The sequence below is a fragment of the Azospirillum argentinense genome, assembly GCF_000632475.1.
In the GTDB taxonomy this organism is placed as follows: Bacteria; Pseudomonadota; Alphaproteobacteria; order Azospirillales; family Azospirillaceae; genus Azospirillum; species Azospirillum baldaniorum.
Genome location: NZ_CP007798.1, coordinates 1 through 14,159, shown reverse-complemented (window position 1 = coordinate 14,159; position 14,159 = coordinate 1). Strand labels below are relative to the sequence as shown.

The 14,159-nt window shown below is 67.0% G+C and carries 9 protein-coding genes; 1 reads left to right on the top strand and 8 read right to left on the bottom strand.

The features are described from left to right. Positions 1–404: 404 nt before the first annotated feature. From ABAZ39_RS32220 to ABAZ39_RS32190, 7 genes are all read right to left on the bottom strand, one after another. The gene (locus tag ABAZ39_RS32220; RefSeq protein WP_040138466.1) at positions 405–1,193 is read right to left on the bottom strand and encodes an ABC transporter permease; all 789 of its coding nucleotides are present in this window, start codon (positions 1,191–1,193) and stop codon (positions 405–407) included. A 115-nt stretch (positions 1,194–1,308) separates the two neighbouring features. Continuing rightward, complete coding sequence (locus tag ABAZ39_RS32215) at positions 1,309–2,424, bottom strand: glycosyltransferase family 4 protein (RefSeq protein ID WP_247881818.1); 1,116 nt, start codon at positions 2,422–2,424, stop codon at positions 1,309–1,311. Positions 2,425–2,452: 28 nt separating this feature from the next. Then, positions 2,453–4,012 carry a class I SAM-dependent methyltransferase gene (locus ABAZ39_RS32210; RefSeq protein ID WP_051658830.1) on the bottom strand — a complete coding sequence of 520 codons (1,560 nt, stop codon included), beginning with the start codon at positions 4,010–4,012 and terminating at the stop codon, positions 2,453–2,455. After that, positions 4,009–5,247, bottom strand: a complete 1,239-nt coding sequence (locus ABAZ39_RS32205) for a glycosyltransferase family 4 protein (protein WP_040138464.1) — start codon at positions 5,245–5,247, stop codon at positions 4,009–4,011. The genes ABAZ39_RS32210 and ABAZ39_RS32205 overlap by 4 nt, the downstream gene beginning before the upstream one ends. Next, complete coding sequence (locus tag ABAZ39_RS32200) at positions 5,244–5,963, bottom strand: class I SAM-dependent methyltransferase (RefSeq protein ID WP_063922774.1); 720 nt, start codon at positions 5,961–5,963, stop codon at positions 5,244–5,246. The genes ABAZ39_RS32205 and ABAZ39_RS32200 overlap by 4 nt, the downstream gene beginning before the upstream one ends. A 79-nt stretch (positions 5,964–6,042) precedes the next feature. Next, on the bottom strand, positions 6,043–10,185 hold the full coding sequence (locus ABAZ39_RS33635) for a glycosyltransferase (RefSeq protein WP_144243679.1): 4,143 nt from the start codon (positions 10,183–10,185) through the stop codon (positions 6,043–6,045). A gap of 204 nt (positions 10,186–10,389) precedes the next feature. Next, complete coding sequence (locus ABAZ39_RS32190; RefSeq protein ID WP_040138463.1) at positions 10,390–11,358, bottom strand: calcium-binding protein; 969 nt, start codon at positions 11,356–11,358, stop codon at positions 10,390–10,392. A 660-nt stretch (positions 11,359–12,018) separates the two neighbouring features. Between ABAZ39_RS32190 and galE the strand changes: the two genes are divergently transcribed. Further along, the gene (galE, locus tag ABAZ39_RS32185; protein WP_040138462.1) at positions 12,019–13,017 is read left to right on the top strand and encodes a UDP-glucose 4-epimerase GalE; all 999 of its coding nucleotides are present in this window, start codon (positions 12,019–12,021) and stop codon (positions 13,015–13,017) included. Positions 13,018–13,223: 206 nt separating this feature from the next. Here galE and ABAZ39_RS32180 read toward each other — a convergent pair whose 3' ends face one another. Next, positions 13,224–14,159, bottom strand: a complete 936-nt coding sequence (locus ABAZ39_RS32180) for a replication protein RepA (RefSeq protein WP_040138461.1) — start codon at positions 14,157–14,159, stop codon at positions 13,224–13,226.

Genomic DNA, 14,159 nt, shown 5'->3' with positions numbered 1-14,159 from the left:
AATCCACAGTCGCCTCTTTTTTTGCCCCGTCCGGCAGTGCAGCCGGAACTCTACGGCTTATCTGGGAATGACGAACAGATATCCTTTATGAAGCGGTGCCCTGTCAAACCCGATCACCTCGGGCCACGACACACCACCCCCGTGATCGGCGGAGAAATACGCAGGCACATTTGAGAATGCAAGGCGACTGCTTATGCACTTTCCGAGAACCCGTCTCAAGGGCCGGTCGCGTCGAAGAGAACGGCTTCATCCGCAAGTAGGATCAGGGCCAAAATCATGTTGCCGGCCACAGCGGCTCACCAGAGGAAGCCGTCGAACCGCAACTGCGCTGACCCGCTCAATTCGGGAACCGCACAGGAAACGACTGGCCCATGACATCCTCGACAGAGTGGTTGCAACGACCGTCAGACCACGTCGGCGAAACCGCGGCGGGTCTTCATGAACCAGGCAAAGCCGAGCCAAGCGATCATCCACGCCGCCAGCGTGGCGATCCCCCAGTCGATCGGGGACGGTATCCGGCCCCAGAACAGCAGGTCCTTGGACTGCTCCAGGATCGGCGTCAGCGGATTGAGATGAATGAAGACGCGGAACCGCTCGGGCACCGCGGTGACCGGGTAGAAGATGGGGCTGAGGAACATCAGCATCGTGACGCAGACGCCCACCACCTGCCGGATGTCGCGCAGAAAGACCCCGGCGGCGGACAGAAACCAGCCCAATCCCAGCGTCATCAGCGACAACGGCACCAGCACCAGCGGCAGAAGCAGCACCGTCGCCGGCGGCAGGCCCAGGAACAGCAGGTGGAACAGCAGCAGGATGCCCACCCCGATCCCGGCGTTGGCAAGGGCCACCGCCAGCACGACCACCGGCAGGATCTCCAGCGGAAAGACCACCTTCTTGATGTAGCTGGCGTTCTCCAGCAGCAGGCCGGGCGCCCGGTTCACGCAGTCGGCGACAATCGTGAACAGGATCAGTCCGGAGAACAGCAGAAGGGCGAATTGCGGGCTCCCCCCTTCGCCGGTTCCCCAGCGGGCCTGGAAGACGGTGGTGAAGACGAAGGTGTAGACGACCAGCATCAGCAGCGGGTTGATGACCGCCCACAGCATTCCCAAAAGGGAGCCGCGGTAGCGCGCCGTCAGTTCCCGCTTGGCAAGGCGGGCGATCAGGCTCCGGTGCAACCAGGCGGACCGGAACATGGCAAACGGACCGGCGCCGCCCCCTGCGCCTGGAGGATTCGCAGCGGATGTGTTCAACAAGTTTTGAAATTCCCAGCTTGCGGTGGCGCGACCATAGCGCCCGCCGTCCCGCCGTTCAAGGCCGGGCGCCCTGGCCGGCCGCCGCGTCCCGCAATGCCTCGACGAGCGACGGTGCGGCGGCGCCGAGGTTGTAGCGCTCCTCCACCAGACGGCGTCCCGCCGCGCCCATGCGGGCGCGCAGGTCCGGGTCGGCGGCAAGGCGGCCGATCGCTTCCGTCCAGGACGCCTCGTCCTCCGCCAGGAAACCGTTCACCCCGTGCTGCACCAGAGTGGCGTTGACGCCGACCGGCGAGGCGACCACCGGACGGCCCGCCGCCATGTACTGGATCAGCTTGTAGCCGCATTTGCCGCGCTCCCAGGGGTCGTCGGGCAGCGGCATGACGCCGATGGCGAAGCCGGCCAGCTCCCCGGCCTCGCCCTCCTCGCTCCAGGGCACGAAGGCCCCCGGCACCGGCAAGGGGCAGGGCAGGTCGCGGCCGGCCGCGCCGACCACCCGCAGCCGCACCGCCGGGCCGAGCCGGGCGAGCGCGCTCCCGATCAGGCCGAGGTAGCGCGCCGTGGAGGGCGAGCCCATCCAGCCGACCGTCACCGGCCCGCCGGCGCCGGCAGGGGAAGCGGCCGGCTCCGGAAGCGGTTGCACCGGATAGCGGGCGAGGTCCACCACCGTTGGCAGAATCCGGACGTCGCGGGCTCCGGCGCCGCGCGCCCAGTCGGCGAGATAGGGGTTTCCCGCCAGCACGATCCGGGCGTTCCGGGCGAGCGTGGCGAACTTGTCCCCAAGCAGGGCGCGGACCGGCGCCAGCCGATGACCGGCGTAGCGTTCGAACCAGGCGTCGTCGATGTCCATGACATAGGGCACCGAACCCAGCCCTGCCGCCGCCTCGGCACCCGCCGGCAACCAGGGAAGGGCCTCCTTTTCCAGCCAGACCAGATCATGGCGCCGCGCCGACCGCAGCGCCGCGATCCGCCGCGCGTAGGCCGCTGCGATGGTCCGGCGGCTGGGCCGCCGTCCGGCGTAGAGAGCCTGCAGATAGGCGTCGTCGAGCAGCGGCGCTTCGGTCAGCCGGATGCCGGCCTCCCGCAGGGCCGGCCGGTAGGCGAGGAAGCGAAGCCGGGTGCTGGCCCCCAGTTGACCATACCGCGTCAGCATGAGAACCGATGGACCGCTCACCGGAGCGCCTCCCCGACCGCCGCGCCGCTCAATCCTGCACCGCGCCGAGCCGCCGCCAGAGCGGCAGCCGCCGCGGCAGACCGCCGGAGAGGATGCCATGCAGCCGGGCCCGCATCTCCTCGACCGTGGCGAGCGGGGCGCCGTCCTCCGCGAACACCTGGCGGCCGTTGGCGCGCAACGCATCGACGGCGAAACGGGCAAGCGCTTCCAGATCCGCCGGGAGGCCCGCCATCAGGCCGGCGTGGGCCAGACGGTCGGGGATGTCCGTGACGACCGCCGTGCCGATGGCCGGAGCGATCAGGACCCGCTGCTCGTCCTGGCCCAGCACGCGGCGGGCGAGGGCCCGGTTGAGCGCAGCGGCGCCCTCCCGGCTGTCCTCGCCCTGATTCGTCACGGGATGGGCCTGATGGGCGGCAACCAGCAGGGCCAGGATCTTCGACACCGCCAGCGGCGACTGGCCGGCCAGGGCGGGCAGGGCCAGCAGTTCGGCAAAGGTTGGGGTGCCGGCCGCAAGCGCATCGAGGATCGGCTCGCCCACCGCCGGATCGCTGCGCAGCTCGCCCATCGGAATCGAGAACGTGAGCGAAGCCTCCTCGCGCGGTAAGATCAGGGTGAAGCGCCGCTCCGCCATCTCGTCCAGAACGGCCCGCGTCTCCAGAGGCTCCGGTCCGCGCACGTAGATGTCGCGCCGAAACGGCTGGTTGAGCGCCAGCTCACGCACGGACTGGGCCAGCATCGGGTCGGCGATCTCGGCCAGGATGGCGCGGATCTCCGGCCGGAAGGCCAGATCGTCGCTGTTGAGCGGAATGGTCGCCGTTCCGACGTAGCCGAGCTTCGCGCGGGCCAGGTCGCGGGCGACGCGGGCGTGCGGCAGCGGTTCCCAATGGTCGTTGATGTATTCGTGGGCCAGATAGCGCCGCTCCTGCGACGCCATCATCGCCAAGTGCTGCGCCGCCACCGGATTGTTCTGGAAATAGGCGGCCCCGGCGTCCTTCAAACGGTTCAGGAAAACCAGCATGTCGCCGATCTGCCGGTCGCTGCGTCCGGGAAAGGCCGCGGCATGCTCCAGCATCAGCGCCTGCAGGGGCAGGATGGGCGACCAGCCCGCCAGCGTGTTGTGGCTGATGTAGACGAGGCCTCCCGGCTTCACCAGCCTGTCCAGGACATCGACGATCGCCCGCCGGTTCTCCTCGCTCACCCAGCTGTAGACGCCGTGCAGGACGACGAAGTCGAAGGGCTCCTCCGTCCAGCGGCCTTCGGTCAGGCTCCGGGCCAGGGCCTGGAAGCTGTCCTCGCGGAAGCTCAGGTTGCCCAGCCCCGCCTCGTCCGCCAGACGGCGCGCCGCGGCGATGTGGGCGGGGTTGAAGTCGATGCCGACGAACTCCGAGCGCGCATGGGTGGCGGCCAGGATGGTCAGCGTCAGGCCTTGGCCGCAGCCCAGCTCGCAATAGCGGAAGGGGCGTCCGGGGTCGGGCGTCCGGACCCCCGACAGCAGGCCGACGTAGGACAGGTAGTCCGGCGCCAGATCCCGGTAGAAGCTGTTGGTGTAGGCGATGTCGGCGTTGTAGCCCTCGGACCATTGCCTCATGGCTGCGGCGTCCTTCCGGCGATCAGATCTTCGATCAGGGCGAGATGGCGGGGCAGGGTGACCGTCCGCAGATCGTAGTTGCGGACCACGGTCTCCCGGGCGCGCAGGCGCAGGTCCTGCATTCGGTCCGGATGGTCGAGCACCTCGTCGATACGGTCGGCGATCCCCTTCTGGTCGAAGAAATCGACCAGAAGGCCGTTCTCCCGGTCCTTCAGCACCTCCTCGACCGGCTGGGTCGCGGAACCGACGATCAGGCACCCCGCGGACATCGCTTCCAGGAAGGACCAGGACAGCACGAAGGGGTAGGTCAGATAGACGTGCACCGAGGAGACCTGGAGGATGTTCACGAAGCTGTCGTAAGGCACCCGGCCAAGGAAATGGACACGCGACAGGTCGAGGTCGCGGCCGACCTGATTCAGCATGATCTGGCGGAAGGTGTGCCCCTCCGGCGCGGGCGGGCCATAGCTGACCTCGTCGCCGCCGACCAGCAGGACATGCGCCTTGGGCCGCCGCCGCAGGATCTCCGGCAGGGCGCGCATGAAGACGTGGAAGCCACGGTAGGGCTCCAGATTGCGCGCGACGTAGGTGATGACCTCGTCCTTGGCGCTCAGCGACAGGTTCAGGTGGTTGAGCCGCACCCAGGCCTGCGGGTCGGGGCGCACCGCCGCGGTGTCGATCCCCTCATGGATCACGCTGATGCGTCGGCGCGCGTCTTCCGGATAGAGCGACCATTGCCAGCGGGTCGGCGTCTGCCCCCAGTCGGCCGCCTCCAGGCCCAGCAGGTTGACGGTGTTCTTCGTGCGCACCCGCGGAGCGTCGTTCAGCGTCACCGGGGTGTCCGGGTCGAAGCCGATGTCGGCGCCGCGGAAACGGTAGAAGAACTCGAAATAGGCCAGCAGCGGCACGTCCGGCCAAACGTCCTTCAGATACAGCGTCTCGCCCCAGCCGTTGTGGCCGACAATGATGTCGGGACGGAATCCGTCCCTCTTCAGGCGCAGCGCCTGCTCGTACACCGACTGCCCGAAGATGACCGCCTGCTCGACCTCGCGGATGTAATGGTGGGTCGACGGGTGCGGCGTGCGGTAGGGCAGATATTCGATCCGCTCCACCTTGTCGATCCGGTTCTGGCTTTCGTGCGACAGGAAGACGACCCGGTTGCCCGGCTGTGCCGCCAGATGGATGACGAGATGCTGGTACTGCCCCGGAAAGCTCTGATGGATGAAGAGATAGTTCATGGAACGGCTTTGGAAGCAGTGTCGGAAGCGGACGGCTGATCGGTGGGCAACAGGCCGTGAAGGGCCAGGATTTCGGCAGGCACGGGCGGCCGGAAGGCCAAGGCCGCCAGATCGTAGGGTGAGGGCCGGTTGACCATCACGGGATCAAAGCCCGCCTCGAACAGGACGCGGCCCAGGCTCTCCTGGGTGAAGCCGGTGCGGTGCGCCATGTAGTGGTGCCCCGCGGCGATCGCCGCCCCATGACCGTAGAGCATGTCGTGCGCTGAAATCGGCCCGGCCGGGGACTCATAGAGGGGCAGGTCCAGCCGACCGGCCAGGATCGCCTCCGCCACCGGCTTCAGATCGGGCACGCTGATCAGCAGGCGGCCACCGGGCTTCAGCACCCGCAGGCATTCACGGGCGGCCTGGGGAACCTCGTGCTGGAACAGGTGCTCGAAGTTGTGCGACGACCAGACGGCGTCGATCGAGGCATCCGGCACCGGCGCCATGTCGGTGATCGACGCCAGGATGTCCGGCCGGACCGACGGGTCGATGTCGAGCCGCACCTCCCGCCATTCCTCTGCCGGGAACAGGCCGGGCGGCAGCGTGATGTCCTCGGCGCCGCAGCCGATGTTGAGCAGCAGCTTGCACCCGGACACCGGCCCATCCTCCGGCGGGACGCCGAACAGACGCTCCGCGGAACCGGAGGGAGGCGCGGCGATGGGATCGTTTGTCATCCTTGCATCATCCTGGAAACGGTTTCCGCCCGGTGACAAGATCGCGGGAACGCCACGCGATGCAAAAGGTCCCGCACGCTCAGGCCGCAGCCCCCTTTTCGACGACGCGCAGCAGCATCCCCTCCAACGGATCGCCGATCACGTCGGACCGGCAGGGCGTGCCGTTGCGGTACTGCGTGGTGCGCTGACCGCTGACGAAGGCGCCCTCGTACAGGCAGTCGAACCGCTCCGCCGCCGCGCCGCGCAGACGGATGGCGAAGCCGACCAGCGGCGTGCCCATGCCGCGGCTGCCGCACAGCTTGCCGCCCTCGACCCACGGCGTCTCCCAGCCGTTGGCCGTCAGCGCCTTGTATTCGATGTCGCCGGGCGCCAGGACGCCGGTGGGGACGATGGCGAAGCCTTCCACCCAGAGCCTCTGGCCCGGAGAGCCGGCCCAGTCGCCGTTCGAGAATTTGAGATCGCCGACCCGCTGCATGTGCATCATGATGTCCAGCGGCACGGTGCGCGGCGGCGCCGGCACGACAGGCGCCGCAGGCACAATGGACGCCGCAGGCATGGCAGGCGCCGCGCCGGGCGCCGCCGGCACCACGTCCATGCGCGTTATCTGGATGTTCAGGCTGCTCTCCGGAGACTTCCCGTTCGTGTAGGAGGTCAGGATCATGTTCACCGGCTCGCCCTCCACCTTGACCACCAGCGCGTCCCCCGGCTTGGCGAGCCAGCCGCCGGGCTGCGAGCCGAGGATGCTGACGCGCCCGCCCGCCGGGTTGTTCGGGGCTTCCGCCAGGTGGATGCTCGGCAAGGGAAATTCGTCCGGAGCGGTCACGCCGCCGCCGCCCACCACGACCACCGAGAAGAGGCCGGGCTTGAAAATGATCTTCTGGGCGGTCGCCGTGATCTGGCCAAGCTGGGCGTCGGAGGCGGGAGCGGATACGGGCGCGGTCACGGAACCGAACATGGGCGATGTTCCCTCGGAAGATTGCGGGCGGGTGGAAGCGGAATCGGCCTCTACGGATGGTGCGTTCCGGCACACCGGGGTCGCGGATACGGTGTCGCCGACGGGAAGGAGTGCTACGCCAGACGGCGTAGAATCGTCAAGAACACCAATCAATGCATCGTTGATGGCCGCCGCGGTCAGGCCGGTGGGCAGCAGCCACCCGCCCCCCTTCCTGCCGATCCGCTCGGCGATCGCGCCGATGTCGAAGGCGACCGCCTCCAGCCCGGCTTTCCAGGCGGTGGACAGGGCGTAGCACCAGGTTTCCGGACAGATCGACGGTAGAAAGGCAAGGTGGGCGTCCTGGGCACGGACCAGCGCCTCCCCCTCCTCTTCGCGGAAGCGTCCGGTGACGAAGACCCGGCCGGTTGCGAACAGCGGCCCGTCGTCGTCCGTGTAGCCGACGATGACAAATTCCAGCGGCAGGTCGCGCAGCACCGCGTCCCGCGCGCATTCCAGAAGGATCGTCCGCCCCTTGTGATCGCCGATGGCGCCGATCAGGCAGATCCGCCAGCGTTCGCCGGGCGGCCGCGGCGGACGGGGGCGGGGAGCCGGAGCGGCGGCGTCCCAGTCCTCAATGGCAAGGGCGGCTCCGGGGACATGGCGCGACAGGCGCCGGGCGACGTCGCCGCTGGGCACGATCACCCGGCGGGCGCCGGCGATCAGGCGGGCCGAGCGGTGACGCAGGTCGGCGACCGAGATCGCTTCGTCGATGCGCGGCCCCGGTTGGACGGCGCACAGTTCGCACACGGACGGCGCGGGCTCGCCGCAATAACGGCCATCCATGCCGATCATGGTGATGCGCGGGCAGATCCAACTGTAGTCGTGGATCACCATGTCGTAGGGCACGCCGAGCCGGGACGGCAGGTCCAGCACCGAGGGATCGTGGTTGAGCGCATGGTGGATCTCCACCCGCACCACCCCCGCGCGGCGCAGCACGCCGACCAGAAGGTCGATCTCCTCCGCCGTGCGGAAGATCAGATGGCGGAGGTCGCGCCGCTGCGGGTCCTCCAGCCGGCACAGCTCCGGCGGACCATCCTCGCCGACGGCGTGGGGAGCCAGCAGCAGCGTGCGCAAGCCTTCGTCCGCATGGCGGTGGCGACGCTCGCCGATGTGACGGGACACGCCGCCGCCAAGGTCGAGCGTGATCACCAGGACCGCCGCCATCACGTCCGCTGGCCCCTCACCCCCCAGCAGCGGCGCCGGCGCGCCGCCGGTCCGGCGAGGGGCCATCCAACGGGCAAGGTCGAGCCCGCGACGCGCCCCGGCCAGCGGGTCCCGCTTCAGGAAATCGCCGACCAGCGCGTCGTAGCCGGGGTGCAGGCGGTTGAGGACCCGGATGTTGCGCCAGGTCAGAACCCGCTTGTGGCGGCCGAAGGACCGCCCGCCGACATGGGCAACGAAGGCGTCCGCCGCCGCCACGTGGCGCCAGCCGAGACGGTGCGCGCGCAGGCAGAAGTCGTTCTCTTCGCCATAACCGCGCCCGAACAGCACTTCCTCGAAGGGACCGGTCTCGGTCAGACAATCTCGCCGGATGTAGGTGCAGAAGGCGACCGCCGTCGGCAGATCGATCACCCGCCCGTTGTTCGCACGGGCCGCCGCGTCGTGAAGGGCGGCGGTTTCCTCGGGACCGGGCGGTGGATCGTCCTCTTCGTCGCCACCGGGATAGCTGAGAATGGTGGCGTCGTTGGAGAAGGGCGTGACCGTGCCGATATCGGGCGCGGAATAGGCGGCCACCCGCAGCCGCGTCAGCCAGTCCCCGGCGACCAGCGTGTCAGCGTTCAGCAAAACGACGTCGCGGTCCGGATGCAGCTGGAATCCCCGGTTCACCGTGGCCGGAAAGCCGAGGTTGCGCGCGTTGGACAGCAGCGTGATCCGCCCCTGCGCGGCGAGCGCCCGGAGATCTTCGACCAGCGCCGGTTCGGGGCTGGCGTCCTCGATGACCACGACCTCGCAGGGCAGGTCGGCCACGCTTTCCAGGACCGCCTGCAGGCAGGCCATCGTTTCGGCCCGCCCGGCATAGACCGGGATAAGGATGTCGATCGCCCCGGCTGGAACGATAGGGGCTGGAACGATGGAAACCGTGCCGTCACGGCGGGGGCGCGGCCCGATGGGCATCGGCACGGTCTGGAGACGACCCTCCGTCCAGCACAGGGGGCTGCCGGTCAGCGGCGTGTCCTCGGGGCCGGCGGTGACGGTCAGCAAACCGGGGGCCAGGCCGCTGTCCATGAGGTCGATGGAAAAAGCCTGCCGACCCTCGTCCAACCCCAGACTCCGGGCCTCCGCAAGACGCTGGTCGGGAGCCCGCTGGATCGAGCGCCCCTGCGCATCGGTGATGCGCAGCGTCGCCGAAGCCTGCGGGTTGCCGGGCAACCACGCCCAGCCGTAAAGCCGGCCCCCGTCCACGTCCACGGCCCCTTCCGCCTCCAGGCGGCGCGGCAGGCGCAGCGGCGCGCCGAACAGCGGCACCCCGTCGAGAGTCATGCGCAGATCCGGGGCGCCGGCCAGCCGTCCGACCTCCGCGTCCAGGGTGACGGAGAAGCGCACCAGAGAGCTGCCGTCCTGGCCGTCCATTTCCGCAGCATCGGCGAAACGCGCCAGGAACGCGCCGAGCGGTGCCGTCAGAAGGGTCCGCCGCTCGGCATCGGTTCCCGAGGCTCCCGGAACGCCGATCCACACGACGCCGTCCCCCGTCCCGGCAGGCCGGCGGATGGCCCCGGCAAGGCGTGTTCCCAGGTCCACCGCCACCCAGCCAGGCCGCTCCGTCGCCTCGACGACCGCCCCGGCCAGATTGGCCAGATGGGGCGTTGCCGACACCGGATAGTCGGCAAGCAGCCGTGCCAGCAGGTCGACCGTCCGTGCATCGCCGTCGAGCAGCAGGAGTTGGGCGAGCGCCACGCCGGGCATGGCGAGCGGCGTGATGGCAAGCAGCCTTTCCAGGATGGGGCGGGCCGCGTCGCGCCGGCCGGCGGCGACCAGCAGGGTGCCGTGGAAGGCGGCCAGGGAATGGTCGTCGGGATCCAACCGGGCCGCCCGTTCGCTCCAGCGCAGGGCGGTGGGAATGTTCCCACGCGCGGCGGCGCAACGGGCCAGTGCGATGACGGCACGGAGGTGCTCGTCCTTGATGCCCAGAAGTTGATGAGCCAGGGCTTCCGCATCGTCCAGGCGGGCCTCGGCCAGCATCGCGTCCAGACGATCGCCCGCGGTGGTTAGCCAAGCTGTGCGTGTCATGGAGCAACGAACCGCGATGTGATCAACCCGATGGCGTCGGCAGCGAAAAGCCAGGCGGCGCCCCAACCATCCGGCATGGCGCATCGACGCTGGCTGGAAACGGACTATAGATCGGAAAGGAATGGTGCGTGTGGATTTTCGCACCAAATAAAATTGGGCCTGCCGAGTGTTCGACAGGCCCAATCAAACGATCGTCGGAGGCTGTTAGCCGATCACGATCGAACCGTTCAGCGTGTTCTTGTCGGTCACACCGGAGATCAGGATGGTGGTCTTGTCCTGGCCCAGGGTGATCACGACGCCGTTCGCGGTGTTGACGGCGCTGTTCAGCAGGCTGCCGACCGTCAGGCCGGAGTAGCCGGAGATGGCCAGAGTGTCCGTGCCGGCCTTGAAGTCGCCGATGACGGACTTGCCGCCACCGTAAACGCTGCTGAACACGAACATGTCCCGGCCTTCGCCGCCGAGCAGAGCGTTGGTGCCCTTGCCCGCGAAGATGACGTCGTTGCCGGCGCCGCCGTCCGCCATGAAGGTCGCGTCCGACGCGCTGCTGCCGATGATGAAGTCGTCACCGGAGCTGCCGACGATCGTGGTGTTGCCGCCGAGACCGGCGAGCATGCCGCCCGAATTGATGGCCAGGATCACGTTGTTGCCGCCGGCGGCGATAACGGTGTCGTTGGTCCCCGAGGCGACGATGGCGTTGTTGCCGCCGAAGGCCGCGACGATGTTGTTGCCGTGGCCCGAGGTGATCGTGTTGTTGCCGGACGCGGCGATGACGGTGTCGTCACCCGAGCCCGCATAGATCTGGTAGGTGCCACCCACCTCGGCCGCGGTGCCGAGGAGCTGCCCGCCGGCGCCGCCGATCACGGTGCCCGAACCGGTGCCGGTGGTGATCGTCGTGAGATAGGCGTCGTTCGACGCGATGAGCTGGTTGACACCGCTGCCGCCCACGACGGTCGCGGCTGTCACGGCCGTCACAACGACGCCGCCGTTGTCGGGCGCGCCGTCCAGCGTGATGATGCCGTCCGTGCCATCATTCGTCACGATCTTCCCCATCTCGAGCGTGCTGGTGTTGACCAGCGTCGCGTTGGAGAGAACCGCGCCAACGACCGTCGAGGTGACGCCGACACTCGTCGGATTGGAGAAGTTGCCGCCGTCGATCGAGCCCGTAATCGCCATTGTCATGCCCCCGCAATGATTTAGTCCCTAAGGTCTATGCGGGTAGATACCTCACTCTATTAGGTATCGCAAGCGCAAAGTGGTTAAGCCGGGGGACCTAATCCATTGTGTTACATTCGCGTAACGCAATGCACAAAAGGCAGGAAAAACCTTGCAACCCATTGATTTGAAACGTTTTATTTTTCCGGGCCATAGGGAGGCGGTGGGGAGGGGGCGACTCTCGTCGTTTTGTGCGTAGATGCGGAATACTTGGGGAGTCAAAGTAAATATTCGGAATGAATCGTCAGATCATCAATTATTACGGGAGGATCCCAAAACGTTTTTGGAACAATATGTCGTTTTAATTGTGAAAAATTTCGCTATACCGAAAATTATTATAGCATTTATTTCTTTATGGAAGAACAACCCGGCGTGCAGAGGAGGGGGGAACTTAAACCGGGGATCAATAGGGGGTTGCAGCATGGTGGCAGGGGCTGCTACTGGCTGGAAAGGGGAAAACGCCCGCGTTTCATTTGTCACAAGTGGTACCCCCCTTGATCTTCGCGGAAGGTCCTAACCGGTTATTTCCAGCTCACGCCACCCAATGACCGGATCAGGAGGGCCGACGCCCCGTTCTAAAATCCGCCTAGGCATCGTGGACTGACTGGAGAGGTTAAGGGCATGAGCGGACAAACGACCGTCCTGGTCACCGGGGGAGCCGGATACATCGGCGCGCACGCCGTTCTGGCGCTGGGCGAAGCGGGTTACCAAGCCGTTGTCATCGATGATCTGTCCACCGGCCGGCGCGAGGCGGTGCCGGCGGATGTGCCCTTCGTCCATGGCAACGTGGGTGACCCGGCTTGCTTGGCCGATGTGATCAGTCAGCATGGCATCCGTACGGTGATGCATTTTGCCGGTTCCATCGTCGTGCCTGAATCCGTGCAGGCACCGCTCGATTACTACCGTAACAATACATTGAACAGCCACACCCTGATCGAAGCCTGCGTCCGGGCGGGCGTGGAGCGCTTCATCTTCTCGTCGACGGCTGCCGTTTACGGCATTCCGGATGTTCTGCCGATCGACGAGCAGTCGCCGACCGCTCCGATCAACCCTTATGGCCGTTCCAAGCTGATGACGGAATGGATGTTGCGCGATGCCGCCGCGGCCTATGGTCTGCGCTTCATCGCCCTGCGCTATTTCAATGTCGCCGGAGCCGATCCAAAGGGCCGGGCGGGGCAATGCTCCAAGGCCGCCACGCATCTCATCAAGATCGCCTGCGAGGCTGCGGTCGGCCGTCGTGAGGAAATCATGCTGTTCGGCGACGATTATCCAACGCGGGACGGCACCTGCATCCGTGATTACGTCCATGTGTCCGATCTCGCCGATGCCCACATCGCGGCGCTCCGCCATCTCGAACGCGGCGGCGAGAGCGGCATCTTCAACTGCGGTTATGGCTACGGCTATTCGGTGCGTGAAGTGTTGGACACGGTGGAGCGGTTCGCCGGCAAGCCGTTGTCGGTGAAGGTGGTGGGTCGCCGTGCCGGCGACCCGCCGGAACTGATCGCCGTTCAGAAGCGGATCGTCAGCGAGCTCGGTTGGTCGCCGCGTCACGACAACCTCGACACCATCGTGTCCTCGGCGCTCGCTTGGGAGCGCAAGCTGGCGGGTGTGACCGTCTGACCTGGTCCGCCTTCTCCGCTTTTGGAATGTCGTCGGGAGAGAGCGGGCTTGGAGTCTTGTCGCCCATGCCTGGCCCCGTCAACTTTCGGTGAGCGCGAGTCCCATAAATCGGGCTTTGCGCTCGCCCCCGAAACGGTGGGTGCGAGCGCATCGGTGCTGCCCGCTTGCCGTTGCAGGCACGCGCCTGAGGGCCGCGATGGCGGCCCTTACCGGCTCAGCTGCTGGGCCTTGCGTTCCGGAATGGGGGGAGGCGAGGGATGGAGAAGCAACCCATGCTCCTCTACATCCACGCGAGCGTCCGGGTAGACGGCCAGGGCCAGTTGCAGCGCTTCCACGAACCGCTTGCGGAAATCGCGCAGACGGGAATAGCCGGCGCCGAACTGCTCGAACACGGCGGGCCAAGTGATGGTCGTCGGCCTGCTCAGGACATGCAGCCGGTAGGCCAGCCAGATATAGATGTCGATGCTGGAGCTGTTGTTCTGGATGTGCCGCAGTGCCGGTTCCCAGATCGGGACGGGATGGGCTTTCAATTCGCGGAAGAACGCTTCGGACAGCAGGACGCGATCTTCCCACAGGGTGCCCTGCTGGGAATCCGCGGTCGAGAAATGGATACCGCCCTTGACGATGGAATCCTTTTCGAAACCCAGGCTGTTGGCGTCTTCCCAGGCAAAGGTCAGGTTGCAGGCGGCAATGCGGGATGCCTGTTCGCGGATGTCGCGGTAGGTCTGGCCCCCGACCGACAAGCCCATGCGGTCGAGCCATTCGTGCATGCTGCGGCCGAGTTCGACCTCGCGGCTGTCGGTTTGCAGGGCGCGGGTCTGCAGATAGAGAAGAATCATCCGGGCCCGGCTGCCGTAAGGAACCCCGTAGAGTTTGAAGCCACCACCACGCACCGGCAATCGACCGGGTTCGATCAGAAGACGTATCTTGTGACCTCGCCGTTCCCAAGGCTGTTCATCGGGAAGCCGCCGGTGAGGAAGCGCCGTCAACGCGAACCCGGAATAGGTGATTCCAAGTTCTTGTCGTTCCTCTTCCAGCACAGCCGTAGCTATGTCGATTAGCTGAAGTCGCTTGGGCTCGCTCTGGAGAGCTTTGGCCTGTTCACGTCCCACTTGGGTGATCAGGTGGTGCAACTGGCCCAT